The following is a 19,743-nucleotide window of genomic DNA, read 5'->3' as shown; positions in this document are numbered from 1 at the left end:
CATGACGCAGACCGACCGCATGCCGGACGTCCTCGCGCTGCAGGCAAAGCTCGCGAGCCACCGGTTCATTGTCGAGCGCAGCTTCGCGGCTGCGCTGCTGCTCGCGATGGAGATGCGCCGCCCGCTGCTGCTGGAGGGCGAGGCGGGCGTGGGCAAGACCGAGGTGGCGAAGGCGCTGGCGCGTCTGCTCGACGTGCCGTTGATCCGCCTGCAATGCTACGAGGGGCTCGACGCGCACGCGGCGCTCTACGAGTGGAACTACGTTCATCAACTGCTGGCGATCAAGCTCTTCGAACAGGACGCGCGACCGCTGCGCGACAGGGAGCAGGACATTTTTTCGGAGCGTTATCTGCTCAAGCGCCCGCTGCTCGAAGCCATTACGACCACGCCGGCGCCGGTGTTGCTGATCGACGAAATCGACCGTACCGACGAGGCGTTCGAGGCCTACCTGCTCGAACTGCTTTCGGATTTCCAGCTTTCGATTCCCGAACTCGGCGTGATCCGCGCGACCGAGCGGCCGTACGTGATCCTGACGTCGAACGCCACGCGCGAGATCTCCGATGCGTTGCGCCGCCGCTGCCTCTACCAGTACGTTGACTATCCGTCGTTCCAGCGCGAGCTCATGATCGTGCGGACCCAGGTTCCCGAGGTGCCGGAGGCGCTGGCGCGTCAGATCGTCGAATTCGTGCATGCGGTGCGCGAAATGGCGCTGCGCCGCAAGCCCGGCCTCGCGGAAACGCTCGACTGGGTGGCCGCATTGCTGCGCCTCGGCGTGAGCGCGCTCGACGAAAACGGCGTAGACCGCGTGATGGACACGCTCGCCGCGCTCGTGAAAACGCGCGAGGACCAGGCCAGCCTCACGCGGCCGGTCGTCGAAAAACTGGTGGCGTCATGCTGAGCGGCGCCGAGAGCACCATGCCTGGCGCCGCGCCGCGCGATCTTGCCGATACGCTCGTCGCGCGCTATGCGGGTTTCGCGGGCTGGCTGCGCGCGAACGCATTCGGCGTGACGAGCGCGGACGTCGCCGCGACGCTCGAGGTCGTACAGCGCATGGGGCAGACAGACCGCGATGTCCTGCGCTGGAGCCTGCGTGCGCTGCTGTGCTCGCGCGCCGAGGAATGGCGACGCTTCGACGATCTGTTCGACGCGTATTTTTTCGCGCCGAACCGGCGCAAGCTCGCTGAAAACCGCGTGGGCGGCGCCGGGCCGCTTTCGCGCGGCGACGAGGCCCGCGGCCCGCGCGATGCGAGCGAGGGAACACCAATTTCGCTCGCGGGACGCGGCGACGGCGCGGCGGGCGAGGGCACCGCCGCCAACGAAGGCGCCACGCGGGCCGAGTCGCTCGCGCACGCGGATTTGCGCCACCTGAACGATCGCGACGAACTCTTCGCCATCGACGCCGCGATCCGCCGCTTCGCCCGGCGTCTGCGCGGCATCGAAACGCGCCGCGAGCAGCATGCCAGTCTCGGGCGCACCATCGACCTGCGCTGGACCTTGCGCCGCAGCGTGTCGCGCGGCGGGCTGCCGGTCGAGCTCGGGTGGCGGCGCAAGCGCAGGCAGCGTCCGCGTATCGTTCTGCTGCTCGACGTGAGCCGCTCGATGAGCCTCTACAGCTTCTTTTTCCTGCGCCTCGCGCGCGTGCTGAGCGGACGGTTGCCCGACATCCACAGTTTCGTCTTCCATACGCGGCTCGTGTGCGTCGACGAAGCGCTGCGCGATCCCGATCCGCGGCGCGCCCAGGAACGCCTGCACCTGATCTCCGAGGGCTGGGCCGGCGGCACGCGCATCGGCGAAAGCCTTGCCGGTTTCAGCGAGCGCTACGCGCCGCGCCTGCTGCACGCGCGCACCGCGGTCGTGATCGTCAGCGACGGTTACGACGCCGGCGACGTGTCGCAGCTCGGCGACGCGCTTGCCGCGATCCGGCGGCGCTGCCATTCGCTCGTATGGCTCAATCCGCTCGCCGATCGTCCCGGATTCGAGCCGGCCAGCGCGGGCATGCAGGCCGCGCTGCCGCACCTCGACCTGTTTGCCGGCGCCCGCGACCTCGCGGGGCTCGAACGGATCTTTCCTCAAATTCTCGAGGCGCTGCAATGAATGCCTATGCCGACTCCATCGAAACCCTTTCGGACGCCGCCGATCTATTGCAGCTCGAGCAGCGGCTCATCGACGCGGGCGCGCCGTTCGCCGTCGTCACCGTTATCCGCGCGGCTCCGCCGACCTCGACGCACGTCGGCGCGCAGGCACTGGTCGAGGCCAACGGCGCGCTGCATGGCTGGGTAGGCGGGGGCTGCTCACAGACGATCGTCGTCGAGGCGGCGCGCCAGTCGATCCGCACGGGGCAGCCACGGCGCGTGCGGATCAGCAACGAGCCGACGCCAGCCGAGGCCGAAGTCGAGGCGCATGCCATGCCTTGCGCAAGCAACGGCGCGCTGGAGCTCTTTATCCAGCCCACCGTGCCTGCGCCGCTCGTGGCCGTGCTCGGCGCCACGCCCGCGGCCCACGAAGCGTGTGCATTCGCGCGGCGTGTCGGATTTCGCGCGAGCATCGCCGCCGATCTCGCAAGAGCCGGGCAGCCGGGCTTCGACGCCGCCGCGCTGGATCGCGCCGGGACGGCGTTCGTGCTGGTCGCGACACAAGGCGACGGTGACGAGGTCGCGCTCGAAGCGGCATTGCGCAGCGGCGCCAGGGCGGTGCTGCTGATCGCGAGCTACCGCAAGGCCGAGCGGCTGCGGGCCGCAATGCGTCTGCGCGGTATCGACGAAGCCCGGCTTGCGGCGCTGCACGCACCGGCCGGGCCGGCGATCCATGCGCACACGCCGCAGGAAATTGCCCTTGGCGCCGTGGCGGGACTGGTCGCGCTGCGGCATGAAATGGCCGAGGCGGCAGGGCGCGCGCAGGCCGCCGCTCCGCATGGCGCGATCGCCACCGAAACCGTGCCGCCGTTGCCGCCATGCGAGGCGCTCGGTGCGCCAGTCGCGGAGGCGGGGCATTACGTGAACCCCGTGTGCGGCATGAGCGTCGAGATCGCGAAGGCGAAACACGTCGTCGACTATGGCGGCCGCAAGGTGTACTTCTGCTGCGACGGCTGCAAGATCGAGTTCGAGCGCGCCCCCGAGCACTACCTGGCGGCTGCGCCGGGCGGTACCGACCGCCCGGACGGCCTCCCCGCGGAGGCGCGATGAGCAGTGTGCGGTTTTCTGCCGTCGTGCTCGCGGCGGGCCTGTCCAGCCGCATGGAAGGACGCCACAAGCTGCTGCTGCCGGTGTGCGGCGAGCCTGCCGTGCGGCGGGTCGTGCGAGCGATCGTGGGGGCGCAACCGCAAGAGGTTGTCGTGGTGACCGGATTCAATGGCCGTGCCGTGTTCGAAGCGCTCGACGGCCTCGACGTGCGCTTCCAGGGCAATCCCCGCTACCGGGAAGGACAGATGACGTCGGTCGCGAGCGGCGTCGCCGCGCTGCAGGCGCCGTGCGACGCCGTGATGATCTGCCTCGCCGATCAGGTGCTGATCGAAACGGGCGACTACCGCGAATTGATCGAGGCTTACGCGTCGATGCCTTACGGTTCGATCCTCGTGCCGATGTTCGAGGGCGTGCGAGGCAATCCCGTGGTGTTTGCGTCGGGTTATTGCCCCGAGGTCGTGGGCGGCCGCGTGAATCCGGGCTGCCGCAAGCTGATCGCCGAACACGGCGACGAGGTGTTTCTCCACGAGGCGGCACACGATCGCTATTGCGTCGATATGGATACGCCCGCCGACTATCTGAACGTCGTTGCGCGCGTGGAGCGCCGCTCGGGCGCGGCCGCCGCGGCAAAGCACGGCGCACCGGGCGGACGATAGAAGAGTCAGACCGCAGGAAACGCTCGCCAACCTGGCTCACGCGCCTCCGGGTACGCGCCGTCGAGACGCATGCGCATGCGCATGCGCGCGGTCAGGGGCTCACTTCGCCTTTGCGAAAGCCGCGCCGATCTGCTTCGCCCGTTTGACCTCATCGCTGTGCAGATAGATCGAGGTGGTGGACACGGATGCATGGCGCAGATTGTCCCGGACGGTGGTCAGTTCCGCGCCGCGGCCGAGCGCGTGCGTGGCGTGCGTGTGGCGCATCCAGTGCGGGCTCGCGCGACGCAGTTTCTCCGCAAGCGGCGGATGATCGGACTCGATCGCATCGGCGGCGATCCGGAAGAAACGCCTGAGCACGCCCCATAGCCGCACGCTGCTGATCGCTTCGTTGCCCTGCGCGTCAAGGCTGCCGATTACCGGCGTTTCCGGGCGCCAGCGCGAAGGCGTGACCGGCAGGCCGCGTTCGGCGAGATAGCGGGCCAGCGCTTCCCATGCGAGCGGCGGCAGTGCCACGCGCGCCACCTTGCCGCCTTTGCCGGTCACGCGCAGCCAGTGATCGCCGCGGGCGTCGGTTTCGACATGTCCGAGCGTGGCGCTGATGAGTTCGTTCGCACGCAACCCCGTTGCGTAGCCGAAATCGAGCAGAAATCGCAGGCGCTGCGCGGCCGGCGCGGTCCAGCCGTTCGACCACTCCAGGCCGTCGGCGATGGTGCGAGTCAAAGTCCATTCGCCCTCGGTAAAGGCATGCGAGGCGTCGAGCGCCGACGCCGCGTTGCCGCCGCGCACCTTCACGCCCGCGAACGGATTGGCGAGGACGTAACGCTGCTCGACGAGCCAGCGGAACAGCGCGCCGAGAATCGAGAGCGCATGCGCGACCGAGCGAGCGGAAAGGCTGCCGTTGAACGGACGCCATTCGGGCGACGTGCGCGGCCTCACCGGGCCGACCCAGCGGCCACGCGGCGCCGGATGGCGCAGGAACGTGCGGTACGCGATGGCGTCCTCGGTCATAAGCGACGAAAGCGCGCGCCCGCGCTCGACGATCGCCCAGAGGATGAGCCGCTCGGCCTCCTTGCGATAGGTGCGCTGCGTGGCGGGCGATTCGTGCAGCGCGAGCCAGGTCTGCACGGCCTCGTAGTCGTTCGAGGCATCCAGCGTGCAGGTCGCGCGCGGCGCGCGGAACGTGCCCTGGGAGCCGTCCACTTCGTGCGGCAGCTTCAGCGCTTCCCACGGAACGATATCGCCGCGCTGGCTCGCGACGACGAGCGCGCGCGCTTTTTCCGTGAGCGCGGGCCATGCGGCGAAGAACGCCTCGATTGCGCGCGCGCTTGCCACGCCCAGTCCAGGCACGGCCTTCCACCACTGGCGGCGTCGCGGAATGCGCACGGTCAGATCGGCAAGGGTGGTGATGCCGTGCGCATGCAGCGCGCGCACGGCGCGCGGCGCGAACCACTGCGCGACTTCGTCGGCGATCCGCGGCTCGGGCGGGCGTGCCGTGCGCAAGATTTCGATGGCCTGCGCGACGGCCTTCACGTGCTGCGCGCGCGCTTCGACAGGATGTGAGAGGAGGGCCGCGAGATCGTCGCGATGCGCCTTGCGCGCGATTGCCACGAGCGCGCGCCGGATGTGCCCGAGCACGCCGCGTGCGGATTTGCCGTCGCCCAGCCGCGCGGGCAGATAGCGTGCCACGGCCTGCCGTACCGGCAGGCCCGCGTACCACGCGCGCAGGACCGCGAGTTCGTCGGCGTCGGGAAAGCCGGGCGGCTCGGAGGCGGCGGCAGCGGCGGCAGGCAAACTGGGGCGCGTTTTCATGCGTCAGAGTTTACCGTATAAAAGCGATCCTTATGATAAGAAAACTTATCATCATGCCTCGCTCTCATATCGTTTTCCGGAGAAAACCGGGGCTCGTTGGATCGACTTGTATATTCTCCACGTGCGTTTCGAAGATGCTGTCACGGCACGCACCGGACAGGAAAGGGAGCGTGGGCCGGCGCCGCGCACTCAGCCAGCCGGGTCGCCACCAAGATAAGGCGCCGACCGCACGGCATCACCCTGGTAGAACGCCGCGAATCGTTCGAGTTGCCGCTGCGCCTCTTCGCCGTCGGTGCCTCCTTTCAGCACCGCGCTCGAAAAGCCCATGCGCTCCATCTGCTGCAACTGATCGACGAGAACCTCGCCGGTCGCCCGCAAGTCGCCTTTGAAGCCGAGCCGGCGGCGCACGAGATACGCCTGGCTATATGCGCGTCCATCGGTGAATGCCGGGAAATGGAGCTCGACACGTGCGGCGCCTTCGATCTCGACCGCGTAGGCGAGCGGGTCGGCATCGTTCGGCAGGGCGAGGACGGGGGTGGCCGCATCGGCGGCATGGCCCTGCGTGTCGAGAAGGCGAATGCGTGCAACGGTCGTCATGTGCGGTCCTCCGCCGTTGCGCGAACCGCATCCGCAGCGGCCTTGAACGGTTCGAGACCGACCCGTCGCACGGTTTCAATGAACGTCTCGCGGCGGTCGCCGCGAGGCTCGCGCAGCGTCAGATAGCAACCGAGCACCGCTTCGACGGCATCGGTCACTTCGTGCGCCGCAAACGACGGGCCGATGACCTTGCCGGGCCGCGCTTCGCCGCTGCCGCGCGCGGAGCCGTCCGCGCCGCCCAGCGTGACCTGGTACCACTCCGCGCCGTCCTTGTCGACGCCCAGTATCCCGATATGCCCGCTGTGATGGTGGCCGCATGAATTGATACACCCGCTGATATGCAGATCGATTTCGCCGATGTCGTTCAGTTCGTCGAGATCCTGGTAGCGCTCCATGATGCTTTGTGCGATGGGCAGAGAGCGTGCGTTGGCAAGCGCGCAGAAGTCGCCGCCGGGGCAGGAGATCATGTCGGTGAGCAGATGCACGTTGGCGCTCGCGAGCTGCGCGGCGACGGCCGCGTGCCAAAGCGGCAGCAGGTCGTCGGAGTGAACCCAGGGCAGGACAATGTTCTGCGTGTGCGTGACGCGGGCTTCGCCTGCCGAGAAGCGGTCCACGAGATCGGCCACGCGCTCGAGCTGGTCCGCCGATGCATCGCCAGGCGCCTGCAGCGGCCGCTTGAACGAGAGCGTGACGATGCGCAGCGACGGGTCCTTGTGCCGCGCGACGTTGCGCTCCAGCCAGCGCTGGAATAGCGGTGTTTGCCGGGCGGCTTCCTCGCGCGCGGCGTCTGCTGCCGCATCGGGGGAGCGGCTCGCGGCCACTTGCGGCGGCACGACGAAATACGCGCTCATGCGGTCGAATTCGGTCTGCGGGATCGTATGCGGACCGCCGTCGCACTCCACGATCTGCCGGAATTCTTCCTCGACCTCGTCGATGAAGCGCTGGCCTTCGGCCTTCACGAGAATCTTGATGCGCGCCTTGTACTTGTTGTCCCGTCGCCCGAACTGGTTGTACACGCGCACGACGGCCTCGATGTAATTCATGATGTGCCGCCACGGCAAGAACTCGCGCAGTACGACGCCGATCACCGGAGTCCGGCCCATGCCGCCGCCCACGGCTACGCGAAAACCCAGTTCGCCGTTTTCGTCGTGAACGAGGCGCAGTCCGACGTCGTGCCAGCCCGTCGCGGCGCGGTCTTCCTCCGCGCCTGTTATCGCGATCTTGAACTTGCGCGGCAGGAAGGCGAACTCGGGATGCAGCGTCGTCCATTGGCGCATGATTTCAGCGAACGGCCGCGGGTCGGCAATTTCGTCTGGCGCGACGCCGGCGCGCTCGTCGCATGAAATGTTGCGGATGCAGTTGCCGCTCGTCTGGATGCCGTGCATGTCGACGGAGGCGAGGAGATCCATCACATCGGCGGCTTTCGAAAGCGGTATCCAGTTGAACTGGACATTGGTGCGCGTCGTGAAGTGCGCATGATGCGCAGGCAGGCGCACGGTGCCGAGTTTGCGCTGGGCTTCGAGTGCGCGGCGGTAGATTCCGGCGTCGGGGTCGTCATACTCGCGGGCAATACGTGCGAGCACGCGAAGCTGCGCGCTCGATAGCTCGCCGTAGGGAACGGCGACACGCAGCATGGGGGCGTGTCGCTGCACGTACCAGCCGTTCTGCAGGCGCAGCGGGAGAAATGCTGCGTCGCTCAGCTTGCCGTTTTGCCAGCGCCCGATCTGGTCGCGAAACTGTGCGGCGCGGTTCGCCACGAAGGCCTTGTCGAAGTCGTTGTAGCGATACATGTTGGCTGCGGAAATGCCGGGCATCCGGTGAACACGAAGCGCAGACCTTATCGCGCTACAGTCGGCACCTCAAGCAGCAGATGACGCATAAATGAGCGCAGCAGATATCGCGCGCACTGTTCGGATCGTACTACTGACCGCACACCCCACGGGAACCGCACAAGGGTTCTGGACATCCGCCTGCGGATATCCGTGCGCGTCTTGGTCCGAGCCGCACGCAAGCGGGGCGTGCCCTTGCCGGAACGCTACGATCGAAGTACATCCGCGCGACGGCGGACGCGGTCGCCGAGGGAATTCATCGCAAGGGCTCCACTGCAATCTCGACTCGCCGGTTTCGTGCGCGTCCTTCGCGCGTACGGTTGTCATCGAGCGGCGACGATTCGCCGTTGCCGGTGATCGTGATGCGTCCGGGCGAGACGCCGGCATTCGCGAGGACCTGCATCACGGCCTGCGCGCGCAGCGCCGAAAGCGACTGGTTGGACAGGCCCGCTGCATTTTCGAACCGTGTGTCGTCGGTATAGCCAGCAAGATGGACCAGAACGTTTGGCCCCGCGGACATGATCGCCTGCCCGATCTGGACGAGCGCCGGAACGCTCGCCGGGTCCAGCACGTATTTCCCGGGTGCAAACATGCCATCGACGCGGATGGTGAGACGGGAATGGTCGTCGGGCTCGTCGAGCGTAACCGTATGCGCTGCGATCTCCTGGGGCAGGCTGTTCCGGATTGCCATGGCAATCGCCGGAAATGCCGCGGGGTGAGTTCGTGCGGCTTGTTCTTCGTGCAGACGGTACAGGACGTATCCGCCGCCTGCCAGCAGGGCGAAAGCGAGCAGCCCGACCAGCACCCATGCGATGCGGACCTGCCTTCGCTGCCCGGAAAGATAGGCGAGTCCCGACCGGTACGACGCGATCCTGTACGCCATGCCGAGGAACGCGTCATCGTCCTCCACGAGCCGCCTGACCGCTCCCGTTCCCCGCGGGCTGTCCTGTCCAGTGATATGTGACACCTTCTGCATGGCGAAGACCAGCCATGCGAGATCCTTGTGGATAGCCTTGAGCGTGTGCGCTCCATCCGGGGTGTGACGATAACGGCCCATGAATCCGCTCCCGATGATTTCGTGCAGCACGGCGAGCAGCTCGCCATGCGCGGCAGGATACTGCATTGCTTTGTCGAGCAGGGCGAAGACGCGATCACCGCCCTGCCGGTCATAGCCGAGCGTCGCCGCCAGACCGTTGGCACTCCATTCGGTGCCGGTCAGCGCGCCTTTGCCCCAGGACGTCTGCATCGCGGCTTCGTCGAGCGCCGAACACAGACAGTACCGGGCATGATCGGCTTCGGTGCGCGGCAACTGGAGGCCGCTGCATACGCGCTCGAACATCCTTGCTTCGTCCAGCAGCCGCTGGCGGCGCTCGAGCACGGCGTCCGCGCCCAGCTTGGCCGGCGTCTCGCGTAGCGCCTGCAGCAGGGGCTGGGCGGCTTCGAGCATCGGGTATCCGGCATTCGCGGCGGCGTGCAGGCGCTCGCCATACGAAAGGAAAACATTGGCAGTGCTTGCAGATGCGCTGGTTTGTCCCGTGTGTTTCATCGCCTAACCTCGGTGCGCCGCGACGGGGGCCGCCGGCGGAAGGCCGACAGGCGCGCCGCTGTCCGGCAGGCTCATCATCGGCATCGAACTCGGGCAACGGAACGTCCTGAGCACGTCGCTGGTGAGCGGATTCGCAAGGCTGCCCGCGCTGGCGATATCGAGAACGGCCTTGCGCCCGTCGAAGTCGAACGCGACGCGCGTGCGCCCCGGCGTGGCGGTTTCCACGACATGCCCTTTGTCGAGCAGACGCATCAACGCCCACGGACCCTCGGCGGAAGCGCTCGAAGTGTCGGGCCGGATACGCGGATTCGCCGTGATCTCGGCGTGCACGCCGCCGCGCGGCCCCGGCCAGCTGACCGTGAAGGGCGCGACCGGTCCGTGCTGGTATAGCGTCGTCTGCCCGTCGATGTCGATCATCAGGCCCGTGATGGCCGGATCGAGCTCCGGCACCAGGAGGGCTGCTTTCCATGTCATCTGGTTCTGGCCCGGGCCGCCGAAGAAAGTGTCGCGGATCGCCTTTGCGTGGCGGAACGGCTCGAGGTCCGGCCCCTGTACCGGCTCCGTTGCGCCGGGCAAGGTGCGATAGCGCCACGGATTCGCGGCAATGTCGACGAATGGCGCCAGCGTCTTGCTGAAGAAGTCGTCGATGACGCCGCCCTGCGCGAACAGCCGCGTGAAGTCGTCGATGCTCACGTCTCGCGTGCTGTCAGGCGAGAACGGGTAATTGCCCTCGATCGTGAGCCGGCAGATGTCTCCGATGACCGCACCCATCTGGCGTGAGAGCAACTGCCCGATGCCTTGATTGACCTCCCGCGATCCCTGTTGTGCAAGCTGCAGCAGCACGGCGCGAAAAGGCGCGGGCATCGTGTTTGCCGTCATCTTCAGTTTTGCCGCCGTGTCGCTGGCCGGCGGCATGCTGTTATTGCTGATCGCGTTGTCGGCCACCGTGAGCGCGGTGTAGTAGTCGTTGAGCAGACTGGTCACGCCGTCAAGGCCGGTCTTGCCGGCCTGTGCCGCGGTGTCGCCCGCGGCTTGCACTTCGGCGTTGCCGGTCACGACCTCTCGCAGCGCCGCGAAATGGTTATCGACCAGTTCGCGCTCGACCTGTTCCGACGCCCTGATTCCACGCGCCGGGTCGGCTTTCTGGATGATCTGGTCGGTCGCCTTCTGGAGCAGGGGGCCGTCGGCTGCGGCGACAGGCTGTGTCAGCGTCGTCTCGTGCACGGCGGCGCGGGCGAGGCGCGCGAGTGGGGAGTCGGGCGCGGCGAAGCTGCGCAGCACCTGCAGGTTGAAGGCAAGGCTCGTTCCGGTCACCGTGCGAATGTCGTCAAGGAACGCATCCCATTGTTGAGCGTATTCCGTCAGATATTCCCGGCGGATTGCTTCGGTTAGCGGGTCGTCCGCGCCGGCGGCCGTACTGACGATCTCAGCAGTTTTTTTTTGAGCCTGGCCTGCGAGCCCTCCGAGGTATGAGCGCCCCATCACCCACGCGTCGTCATCGCGCGCGGCCTGTACGAACTCGGGTAGACGCCTGTCGAACAGATTGCGGTATCCGTCGGATGTGAAGAGACCCGGCACGCCGCGAGAGAGCGGGGCGCCGCTCTCCCGCGTGAAGACCGTGCCAGCCTGCGGGCCAACCGCGCGGATCAGCGTGAACTCGTCAGGCGCTTCTTTCATCATGGCGGTCTTGGCCCGTTCGTAGAGACGGTCGGTGGCATTGCTGCCGTCGAGGAAGGCGCGAGCGCGCTGGACCAGCGCGTCGTTACGGATGAGCGGCGACTGAATCACGCGACGGCCCGAGAACAGCTGCTGGACGTGATCGACCATCAAGGCGCGGCCGCCGAATACGGACGCGCTGTCGGTCTTCGCCCAGTCGTCGAGTACCCAGGCCTTGACGTCGTCGGCATTGAACCTTGCCTTGTCGTAGAGCATGAGCCAGGCACGCAACGCGTCGTAGGCCGCCTTCGAATCCTTGTTCGCGATCGATTGCGAAATGGCGTCTTCCATCCGGTGCACAATTTGCGGGAGCAGCAGGTTGTCTTCCAGCGCGTCGTAGGTGCGGCGGCTTTCCGCGACGATATCGGGGGCCGTATAAAGGCCATAGCGGAACGTGCTGTCGGGGGCCGAGAGGTCAAGTCCCTGAGAGGTCGGCAGATAGCGCGCGGCGCTCAACGTATCCGGTACGGCTTCCGGGTTCGGGGTGTGGTGCAGCCGGGCCGTGCGTGCAGCGAGCGCCTCCACCTTGTCGGCGATCGCTCCGAGATAGTCGCTGTTGTTGCCGAAGCTCACTCGCAGTCCAACGGCGAGCCACACGAAGATCAGCAGGGCGAGCGCGTGGCCGATCAAGCGCAGCAGGCGGAAGCGGAATTCCCAGCGCAGGTTCGGGCGTACCAGATGCGCTTCGGGAATGACGATCTTCGTGAAGAGGTCGTGGAGAAAGAAGCCTTCACGAGCCGACTCCCGCAACGAAGTCGCCGGTGCCGTCATGCCCGCCATCACCCGCTGCATGATGGTGCGCCGTTCGGCCACGATTTCGCGGCCAGCCTGCTCCGTACTTGTGAGGTACACCCCGCGTAGCGCCGAGTACAGTTGCGTGCCGTCATAGCGCGAGTCGAGGAATACGCGCTCGATCAACTCGACAAGCGGGGCGGCCAGCGCCGCGAACTCCTGCGACAACGCGGCCAGCTTGCGGCGGCGGCCCGGATCGTATTCGTCCTGCAGCCGGGTATTGACGCCCTTGTCGAGGCGCTGCACGAGCAGACCCAGCTCCGAGCGGCACCGGGCGGCAACGCTTTCCTTCGCCATGTCGTCCTGGCCACCGGGGAGCGTGAAGCCCCACGTCTGCGCCCGACCCTCGGCCGTCAGCGACGAGAAATATTCGACGAAGCCGGTGAGCTGGTCCATTCCCGTAATGACCAGATAGACCGGAAACCGGATACCGAGCTCGCTGCGCAGTTCGGCCAGCCGTGCACGCAATGCGGCTGCTTCGGCAAGGCGGCGGCTTTCGTCCTCGCTCGTTAGTTCGGCGACGTTGACCGCGAGCAGCGCCCCGTTGATTGGCGCGCGGGGACGATGTTTGCGCAGCATCGCGAGGAAGCCGAGCCATTCTGCTGCGTCGGCACGCCGCTGCGATTCGTCCGCACTGACCTGGCTCGTCGCTGCGGTCGTTGCCAGTGCGGCTTTGCCTGCGTCCTCTCCAGCGGAGGGGGCCTTTTGAGCGGCGCCGTTCGCCGTGTCGTCGGATACGCCAGCGGCGTTCGACGCAGTCTTTTGCGCTTCGTCGGTCGCGGAGACATGGGCCCCGCCAGAGCCGTGACGCGTATATCGGCCTGCCGTGTCGATGAGTACCGCATCGTTCGTTAGCCACCAGTCCACGTTTGCGGTTGGCCGCCCGGTTGCTACGGCGGCACGCTGCATCTGTTCGGCGACGGGAAACGCAAGACCCGCATTGAGCAGGGTGCTCGTCTTGCCCGACGACTTCGAACCGAGCGCGATATACCACGGCAGTTCGTACAGATACCGCTTGCCTTGCAAGATCCGTCCGAAACCGCGCGCGCCCGTTCGCATCGCCTTCAGACGGCCGAGCGCGGCCGATACGATGACGTTGACTTCCTTCAGTTGGGATTCGGCTGGCGAGGGCTCCTTTTTGCCGCCGAACGTCAGCATCCTCTCAACCAGCGACCGGTTGCTCTTCATCTCCTGCCAGAGACGGAAGAGCCAGTACGCCGCGAAGACGAACAGCACGACGGCGATGGCGATGACGCGCGCCGACTCCGGCGCAAAGGGCTGGGCGTTGCCGAATGTGAGCAACGGCGCGGCGTACCAGATCAGCAGGCAGAGCAATGCTACGACGACCGGGCTTGTCGAGCAGTCGATCAGCCACAGCAGCACGCCCGCGAGCAGCAGGGCGATGACGAGCACCCGGATGCCCGCACCCGCGAGCGGCTTCAGTCCGCCGAACGCGACGAACGGCCCGACAAACCAGATCACCAGCGCGACTGCGATCAGCGCGACGAAGGCGAGGAACTGGCGCGATACCAGAAACGACAGAAATTTTTTCATGCCAGGAGGCTGCCTGTTTGGATTCCGTTATTGCGCGACCGCGATTTCGACGCGGCGATTCTGTGCGCGGCCCTGTGGCGTGCTGTTGTCCCCCACCGGATCGGCGTCGCCCTTGCCGACCGCCTCCAGACGGTTAGCCGCCACCCCCGCGGCTTGCAACATCTGCATGACCTGCGTGGCGCGCTCTTCCGACAGCGCCTCGTTCGAAGCGAACTGGCGGCTCCGGATCGGCACGTTGTCGGTATAGCCACGCACCGTCACCTTGCCCGGTACTCTGGCGATCTCGGCAGCGATCTTGGCGATGAGCGGCCCCATCGATGCGTTCACCGAAGCGCCGCCGGGCGGAAACATCGAATCACCGCGGAACGTCACCGAACTGTGATGCGTGTCTTCGTCGACGCTGACCGTGCCCGCGGCAATTTCGTCCGTCAGCAGCGTCTTGAGGCGCAGGAGCGGCGGCGCCGGAGCCGGCGGCGGTGCCATGTGCCCGATGTCGGCGATCTGCTTCTGGAGTTCGGTGCTGCGACTGTGCAGCCTGTACTTGAAATAGCCAAAACAACCGAGCAGGACGAGCGAAAGCAGTGCGACGGTGATCCAGACCGGAAAATCGTGGAACGACGCGCGCCGGCCCTTCGCATCGGACTGCCAGTGCGGCGAAAGGGCGACGGGCACCATGCCGCGTCCGGCCATGATCTCGTTGTAGATGCGCTGGCGCACGGCTTCGTGCTTGCGGTGACCGCCTGCCTCGAAGCGGTAACGGCCTTCGAAGCCCAGGCTCAGAATGCGATAGATCACTTCCAGCAGGTCGAGATGCTCCTGCGGGTCGGCCATCAGCCGGCCGATGAGGAGGTAGACCTTGTCGCCACCCTGCCGGTCTTCGTGAAAGATCGTCGCCAGTCCCCGCGTGATCCACTCGACACCGGTGTCACGCGTCTTCCCGCTTACGGTTGATGTGCCGTCGTCCATTGCGGACTGCGCGGAGTGAGGGCCGTAGCTGCCGCTCTGGCTGTTCTTGCCCCACGCCGTCTGCATGGCGGCTTCGTCGATCGCCGTACACAGGCAGTAGCGCGCGCCCAACATATGATCGCGCCGGATGCTGGCCTGCTCGCACAATTTCTGGAAGATGCGGACTTCCTGCTCCAGCACGTTGCGCAACGCTTCCACGCGTTCACGATCCAGCTGCGCCGGCATGTCAGCCAGTGCCCGCAGCAATGGACGCGCTGCCTCGAGCAGGGGGTTGTCCGCAGCCTTGATGGCTGCAAGTCGCGCGCCGGCGGGTTCTCCGGGCGGCGGTCCGTGGCGGGGCGTTGCCGGTTTTGCGTTGAACTCCGGAGCCAGCCATTCCGGAGTCGTGGTTGCGTGTGGTGTCACTGCGTTTCCTTGTCTGCGTGGCGGCTACCCATGCACGCGGGCGGCCGGTGCGTGTCCTTATCCGCGAATGCCCCACAACTCGAGCTTCAAGGACGGGAAGTCCCCCGCGATGTGCAGCGCCAGTGCGCCACGACGCTCGACTTCTTCCCAGAGCGCCCCCGTGCGCGCGAGTTCGTAGTAGATATAGCCCGCATTGAACGGAATCTGCCGCGGCGGCACGGGCAGGGCCTGCAGCGCAATGCCGGGCAGATGAGCGCGGACCAGATCGGGCAGGCGCTCGGATGGACCGAGCTTGGCCTGGGCCGCGAACTGTTGCTGCAGCGTGTCGGGCGGCATTGCCGCGCTGACGGCGAGCACGACGGAAGCGAAGCCGTGCATCTCCGTTGGGTCGACAACGGCGTTGCGCATGCCGTAGCCGACGTCACTGAGCTCGATGCTTTGTGCGCTGCGGACCAGCACGGCGTTCAGCAACTGATGGGTGTCGTCAACGATGGGTCTCAGGCACAAATGCGGCTCGGTATGCTGATACGCCGGGTGCGTGTCGAGCGGCCGGCGTGTCGTGGTGCGCACGTAGGTGGACAGTTCTCCCGCCATGCTGATGAGCAGCGCATACAGCTTTGCCGGCGAGGTGGTGGGCACGCGCCGTAAATGCTGCAGGAGCGGCTCGTAGCGGTTGAGCGTTTGCAGCAGCAGGTAGTCCGACACTTCGGCGGCCGTGCCGGCCTTTCCGTCACCCCCGGTCAGGCGCTGCGCGAGCGCCGCGGCCCGCAGCCGCGTGAGATCGTGGATCTTCGCGAGCCAGCCGGCGAGCAGACTGCTCGCGCCATAACCCGACACGGGCGGCACGAGGCTGTCGTCGAGTTCGATACTGCTGTCGGCGCGGATCGTCCTGACACGCGTGAGCGCGAGGCCGATCCACGCGTCGGTCATTTCCTTCTGAGGTACGAGACGCAGTCGCAGGCTCGATAGCTGGATCGTCTGCGATCCCTGACCGATGGAGTTGGTGTCGCGCAAATCGGTGTTGAACACCGCGTAGCGTGCGAGCGAGTCCGACGCGTTGTCAAATGTCGTCTCCTCCCCGTTGGGCACCCGGATGGGCACGGCGAGATAGATGAGCTGTTCCAGATGCTCCGGCCGGATCGTGAGCGGCGCCGGCGGCGGGGTGCTGCCCGGCGCATCGAATGGTGTGCCGTCCGGGAAAACGCCCGCGGCCGATTTCACGATGACCTTGCCGAGCGCGAGTGCCTCGGTATCGAGGCCGTAGTGCGTGAAACCAAAGAAGAAGGGTGAAAGCGGCGCCGCGCGTTTGTGCGCGAAATGCTCGACGTAACGCTCCTGCTGCTGGAACAGCTGCGGGCGCATGAACTGCCCTTCGCTCCAGACGACCTTGTTGTGCCAGCTCATGATTGTGTATCCGCCCTGCGATTTACTTTTTTGTGTTGTCGGTAATCCTGATCGCACCGGCATCAAGGTCGATGGTCAGGCTCAGTTTCGGCGACAGGAACAGGTACCACGCCTTCTCCGGCGTCGCCGGTAACGGATACACGGCGCGCCACACGGCGTGGGGCAAATCGCGGTATTCGGCGAGTACGCCCAGCGCGTTCGAGTTCTCATCAGCGGTTCGCCGGATGGTCTTCTGCTCGCCCGGGCGCAACTGGAACTCGTCGCGTTTGACGAGGTCGTCCGCAAGCACGGTCTTGTCCTTGTCCTGCAGCGAAAAATAGTCCGCGGCCTTGAAAGCGTTGTCGGTCCTCAGTTCATAGACGCGCACCACGATGGGCGCAGCGCGCCCCTGGTCGTCCGGGTTGACGGTGGTGGCGGCGCTGATCGTCAGGTCCAGCCGCAGCGGCTTGTGCGGTTTGGGGTCGCTGCTTGCGCAGGCGGCAACCAGCAGCGCGGATGCGCAGGCAGTCACGAAGGGAATCAGGCGCATGCGTTGGGGCACGTCGGTATGGGAATCGAGGCGCCCGGCGATCGATACGGCCATTCGCCGGGCGGATTACGTCAAGACTGCTTACGAAAGCCGTGTGAGACTTACGCTTCCTTGTTGCCCTTGATGTCGTAACTGGCCGTCACGGCGCCGCCGCTGCCGCCCTGGGCGTTCTGGACAACGTATTCCTGCTTGACCTTCGCGAACGAGAGCGACACCTCTTCGAGGCTCTTCTCTTCGGCGTTCTTGCTGCCCGAGGGCTTGACGCGCGTGACCAGCACGTCGTTCATCGTGATCTTGAGGTACTCGAGCGGATTGCCGCCGGCCTTGCGCATGACGAGCACGGCCTGGTCGATATGCTTGCCCGTGAGCGCGTACTTCATGAGGTTGGGGCTCGCACGGTCGATGCCGTGCTGGAACCACAGGTCCTCGACGGTCGCCTTGCCGGCGCCGCCGCCGCTGCCCGCGTGCATCGACGACTCCTGGCGGATTTCCCAGTTCCAGTTCAGCACTTCGATTTCGTCCTTGTGCTTGTCGTCGAGCGACTCCCCATTGATGCCGTCAATCTTCAGAAAAATATCCTGTGCCATCTGTTCGCTCCGTGTTGTTGCTGATGATGAAAGAGGCCGGGCTCATGCCGTTCAGCCCGGCCGAACGAGGATTTCCGCCGAAATCAGGCGGCTTCCTTGATCGACGGCAGCTTCGCGACCAGGCGCAGTGACACGGTCAGGCCTTCGAGCTGGAAGTGCGGACGCAGGAAGAACTTCGCCTGGTAGTACCCAGGATTGCCCTCCACGTCCTCGACGAGTACTTCGGCGGCGGCGAGCGGACGGCGTGCCTTCGTTTCCTGCGACGAGTTGGCCGGGTCCGCATCGACGTAATTCATGATCCATTCGTTGAGCCAGCGCTGCATGTCTTCGCGCTCGCGGAACGTGCCGATCTTGTCGCGCACGATGCATTTCAGGTAGTGCGCAAAGCGCGAGCAGGCGAACAGGTACGGCAGCCTCGCGGAGAGATTCGCATTGGCGGTGGCATCCGCGTCGTGGTATTCGGCGGCCTTTTGCAGCGACTGGGCGCCGATGAAGGTCGCGTGGCCGGTGTTCTTGCGGTGAATAAGCGGAATGAAACCGTTCTTCGAAAGTTCCGCTTCGCGGCGGTCCGAGATGGCGATTTCGGTCGGACACTTCATGTCGATGCCGCCGTCGTCCGTCGGAAACGTATGGCACGGCAGATGTTCGACCGTTCCGCCCGATTCGACGCCACGGATCAGCGAGCACCAGCCATACAGCTTGAACGAACGGTTGATGTTCACGCCCATCGCGTAGGCGGCATTCGACCACGCGTAACGGCGATGGTCCGAGCCGGCCGTGTCTTCCTCGAAATCGAACTCGTCGACCGGATTGGTCTTCGCGCCATAGGGAAGGCGCGCCAGGAAGCGCGGCATCGCAAGACCGACATAGCGGGCATCCTCGGTGTTGCGCAGCAAATTCCAGGGAGCATATTCAAGGTTTTGCGTGAAGATTTTCGTGAGGTCGCGCGGGTTGGCCAGTTCCTGCCACGATTCCATTTGCAGCACCGAGGGCGATGCGCCCGAGATGAACGGCGTGTGGGACGATGCCGCAATCTTTGCGATCGAACCGAGCAGGTCGACATCGGGCGGCGTATGGTCGAAGTAGTAGTCCGCGACGAGGCAGCCGTACGGTTCACCGCCGAGCTGGCCATATTCCTCTTCGTAGATTTGCTTGAAGAGCGGGCTCTGATCCCATGCGACGCCCTTGTAGCGCTTCATCGAGCGGCGCAGTTCGTCCTTCGAAACGTCCATGAAGCGGATCTTCAGGCGCTCGTCGGTTTCCGTATTGGAGACGAGATGATGCAGGCCGCGCCAGGCCGACTCGAGCTTCTGGTAGTCGTCGTGGTGCAGGATCAGGTTGATCTGCTCGGAGAGCTTGTGATCGATCTGCGCGATGATGGCCGCGATGCTCTTGTACGCGTCGTCGCTGATGGTGGCCGACTGTTTGAGCGCTTGCTCGGCGAGCGTCTGAACGGCGAGTTCGACGGCTTCGCGGGCCTGCTCCGTCTTCGGCCGGAATTCCTGGTTGAGCAACTGGGTGAAGTCCGACTCGGTCTGGACGCCGACGCTTGCGGCCTGTGCTTGCTGTTTTGCCATGACTTGTTTCCCGGAGTGTCTTGAAGATCAGTTCGCGTTGGCGGCTTCGCTGGTGTCGGCGGCCACTTTCGGCTTCGGTGCTGCGGCCAGCGACTGCAGGAGCGCGGGATCCTGGAGCAACTGGTTCACGAGCGATTCCGCGCCCGACTTGCCGTCCATGTACGTCTGCAGGTTCGCGAGCTGCGTGCGTGCGTCGAGCAGTTGACGCAGCGGTTCGACCTTGCGTGCGATGGCGGCCGGCGAGAAGTCTTCGATGCTCTCGAAAGCCATGTCGACCATCATCTGGCCTTCACCCGTGAGCGTGTTCGGGACGGCAAAGACGACGCGCGGACGGATAGCCTTCATGCGCTCATCGAAATTGTCGACGTCGATGTCGAGAAAGCGGCGATCTGCCACCGCAGGCAGCGGTTCGACCGGCTTGCCCGACAGATCGGCGAGCACGCCCATCACAAACGGAAGCTCGACCTTCTTCTCGGAACCATAGACTTCGACGTCATACTCGATCTGCACACGCGGCGCGCGGTTGCGCGCGATGAACTTCTGCGAACTGCTGGAAGCGGACATGGGGAAACTCCGGTGAGCGGTGGTAAGGTGTCG

At 65.8% G+C, this 19,743-nt stretch carries 15 protein-coding genes; 4 read left to right on the top strand and 11 right to left on the bottom strand.

Going from position 1 to position 19,743, the window contains the following annotated elements:
- Position 1: 1 nt before the first annotated feature.
- The 4 genes from BLU17_RS17470 to BLU17_RS17455 are packed head-to-tail and all read left to right on the top strand — an operon-like array spanning position 2 to position 3,835.
- Positions 2-898, top strand: a complete 897-nt coding sequence (locus BLU17_RS17470) for an AAA family ATPase (RefSeq protein ID WP_091998774.1) — start codon at positions 2-4, stop codon at positions 896-898.
- Positions 892-2,094: a vWA domain-containing protein gene (locus BLU17_RS17465; RefSeq protein WP_091998772.1), complete on the top strand. Its 1,203-nt coding sequence runs from the start codon at positions 892-894 to the stop codon at positions 2,092-2,094. Before BLU17_RS17470 ends, BLU17_RS17465 begins: the two co-directional genes overlap by 7 nt.
- Positions 2,091-3,182, top strand: coding sequence for an XdhC family protein (locus BLU17_RS17460; RefSeq protein WP_091998770.1), 1,092 nt, complete (start codon positions 2,091-2,093; stop codon positions 3,180-3,182). The genes BLU17_RS17465 and BLU17_RS17460 overlap by 4 nt, the downstream gene beginning before the upstream one ends.
- Positions 3,179-3,835, top strand: a complete 657-nt coding sequence (locus BLU17_RS17455; protein WP_091998767.1) for a nucleotidyltransferase family protein — start codon at positions 3,179-3,181, stop codon at positions 3,833-3,835. The genes BLU17_RS17460 and BLU17_RS17455 overlap by 4 nt, the downstream gene beginning before the upstream one ends.
- Positions 3,836-3,934: 99 nt before the next feature.
- Here the strand turns inward: BLU17_RS17455 and BLU17_RS17450 are convergent, their stop codons facing one another.
- The 11 genes from BLU17_RS17450 to tssB all read right to left on the bottom strand — a co-directional run bounded on the left by BLU17_RS17450 (position 3,935) and on the right by tssB (position 19,710).
- On the bottom strand, positions 3,935-5,644 hold the full coding sequence (locus tag BLU17_RS17450) for a site-specific integrase (protein ID WP_091998764.1): 1,710 nt from the start codon (positions 5,642-5,644) through the stop codon (positions 3,935-3,937).
- Between the two features lie 189 nt (positions 5,645-5,833).
- Entirely contained in the window at positions 5,834-6,241 is a 408-nt protein-coding gene (locus tag BLU17_RS17445; RefSeq protein WP_091998761.1) for a DUF934 domain-containing protein, read from the bottom strand.
- Complete coding sequence (locus tag BLU17_RS17440; RefSeq protein WP_091998952.1) at positions 6,238-8,031, bottom strand: nitrite/sulfite reductase; 1,794 nt, start codon at positions 8,029-8,031, stop codon at positions 6,238-6,240. Before BLU17_RS17440 ends, BLU17_RS17445 begins: the two co-directional genes overlap by 4 nt.
- 295 nt (positions 8,032-8,326) lie before the next feature.
- Positions 8,327-9,616 carry a type IVB secretion system protein IcmH/DotU gene (gene icmH, locus BLU17_RS17435; protein WP_091998757.1) on the bottom strand — a complete coding sequence of 430 codons (1,290 nt, stop codon included), beginning with the start codon at positions 9,614-9,616 and terminating at the stop codon, positions 8,327-8,329.
- 3 nt (positions 9,617-9,619) lie between these two features.
- Positions 9,620-13,678 (bottom strand): type VI secretion system membrane subunit TssM, encoded by a 4,059-nt coding sequence (tssM, locus tag BLU17_RS17430; protein WP_091998754.1) that lies wholly within the window; start codon positions 13,676-13,678, stop codon positions 9,620-9,622.
- Between the two features lie 27 nt (positions 13,679-13,705).
- Positions 13,706-15,016: a type VI secretion system protein TssL, long form gene (gene tssL / locus BLU17_RS17425; RefSeq protein WP_281247838.1), complete on the bottom strand. Its 1,311-nt coding sequence runs from the start codon at positions 15,014-15,016 to the stop codon at positions 13,706-13,708.
- 90 nt (positions 15,017-15,106) lie between these two features.
- Positions 15,107-16,453 (bottom strand): type VI secretion system baseplate subunit TssK, encoded by a 1,347-nt coding sequence (tssK, locus tag BLU17_RS17420; RefSeq protein WP_091998748.1) that lies wholly within the window; start codon positions 16,451-16,453, stop codon positions 15,107-15,109.
- 22 nt (positions 16,454-16,475) lie between these two features.
- Positions 16,476-16,982 carry a type VI secretion system lipoprotein TssJ gene (tssJ, locus tag BLU17_RS17415; RefSeq protein ID WP_091998950.1) on the bottom strand — a complete coding sequence of 169 codons (507 nt, stop codon included), beginning with the start codon at positions 16,980-16,982 and terminating at the stop codon, positions 16,476-16,478.
- Positions 16,983-17,083: 101 nt separating this feature from the next.
- Positions 17,084-17,569, bottom strand: a complete 486-nt coding sequence (locus BLU17_RS17410) for an Hcp family type VI secretion system effector (RefSeq protein WP_091998745.1) — start codon at positions 17,567-17,569, stop codon at positions 17,084-17,086.
- A gap of 83 nt (positions 17,570-17,652) precedes the next feature.
- Entirely contained in the window at positions 17,653-19,146 is a 1,494-nt protein-coding gene (tssC, locus tag BLU17_RS17405; protein ID WP_091998743.1) for a type VI secretion system contractile sheath large subunit, read from the bottom strand.
- 27 nt (positions 19,147-19,173) lie between these two features.
- Positions 19,174-19,710 (bottom strand): type VI secretion system contractile sheath small subunit, encoded by a 537-nt coding sequence (gene tssB / locus BLU17_RS17400; RefSeq protein ID WP_091998740.1) that lies wholly within the window; start codon positions 19,708-19,710, stop codon positions 19,174-19,176.
- Positions 19,711-19,743 lie beyond the last annotated feature (33 nt).

This window comes from Paraburkholderia lycopersici (assembly GCF_900096975.1).
Lineage (GTDB): Bacteria > Pseudomonadota > Gammaproteobacteria > Burkholderiales > Burkholderiaceae > Paraburkholderia > Paraburkholderia lycopersici.
This window is presented reverse-complemented; position numbering and strand designations above follow the sequence as displayed.

Bases quoted from the DNA above. Each gene is read 5' to 3' on its own strand.
- BLU17_RS17470 (WP_091998774.1), top strand. From the start codon at position 2: ATGACGCAGACCGACCGCATGCCGGACGTCCTCGCGCTGCAGGCAAAG.
- BLU17_RS17465 (WP_091998772.1), top strand. From the start codon at position 892: ATGCTGAGCGGCGCCGAGAGCACCATGCCTGGCGCCGCGCCGCGCGAT.
- BLU17_RS17460 (WP_091998770.1), top strand. From the start codon at position 2,091: ATGAATGCCTATGCCGACTCCATCGAAACCCTTTCGGACGCCGCCGAT.
- BLU17_RS17455 (WP_091998767.1), top strand. From the start codon at position 3,179: ATGAGCAGTGTGCGGTTTTCTGCCGTCGTGCTCGCGGCGGGCCTGTCC.
- BLU17_RS17450 (WP_091998764.1), bottom strand. From the start codon at position 5,644: ATGAAAACGCGCCCCAGTTTGCCTGCCGCCGCTGCCGCCGCCTCCGAG.
- BLU17_RS17445 (WP_091998761.1), bottom strand. From the start codon at position 6,241: ATGACGACCGTTGCACGCATTCGCCTTCTCGACACGCAGGGCCATGCC.
- BLU17_RS17440 (WP_091998952.1), bottom strand. From the start codon at position 8,031: ATGTATCGCTACAACGACTTCGACAAGGCCTTCGTGGCGAACCGCGCC.
- icmH (WP_091998757.1), bottom strand. From the start codon at position 9,616: ATGAAACACACGGGACAAACCAGCGCATCTGCAAGCACTGCCAATGTT.
- tssM (WP_091998754.1), bottom strand. From the start codon at position 13,678: ATGAAAAAATTTCTGTCGTTTCTGGTATCGCGCCAGTTCCTCGCCTTC.
- tssK (WP_091998748.1), bottom strand. From the start codon at position 16,453: ATGAGCTGGCACAACAAGGTCGTCTGGAGCGAAGGGCAGTTCATGCGC.
- tssJ (WP_091998950.1), bottom strand. From the start codon at position 16,982: ATGCGCCTGATTCCCTTCGTGACTGCCTGCGCATCCGCGCTGCTGGTT.
- BLU17_RS17410 (WP_091998745.1), bottom strand. From the start codon at position 17,569: ATGGCACAGGATATTTTTCTGAAGATTGACGGCATCAATGGGGAGTCG.
- tssC (WP_091998743.1), bottom strand. From the start codon at position 19,146: ATGGCAAAACAGCAAGCACAGGCCGCAAGCGTCGGCGTCCAGACCGAG.
- tssB (WP_091998740.1), bottom strand. From the start codon at position 19,710: ATGTCCGCTTCCAGCAGTTCGCAGAAGTTCATCGCGCGCAACCGCGCG.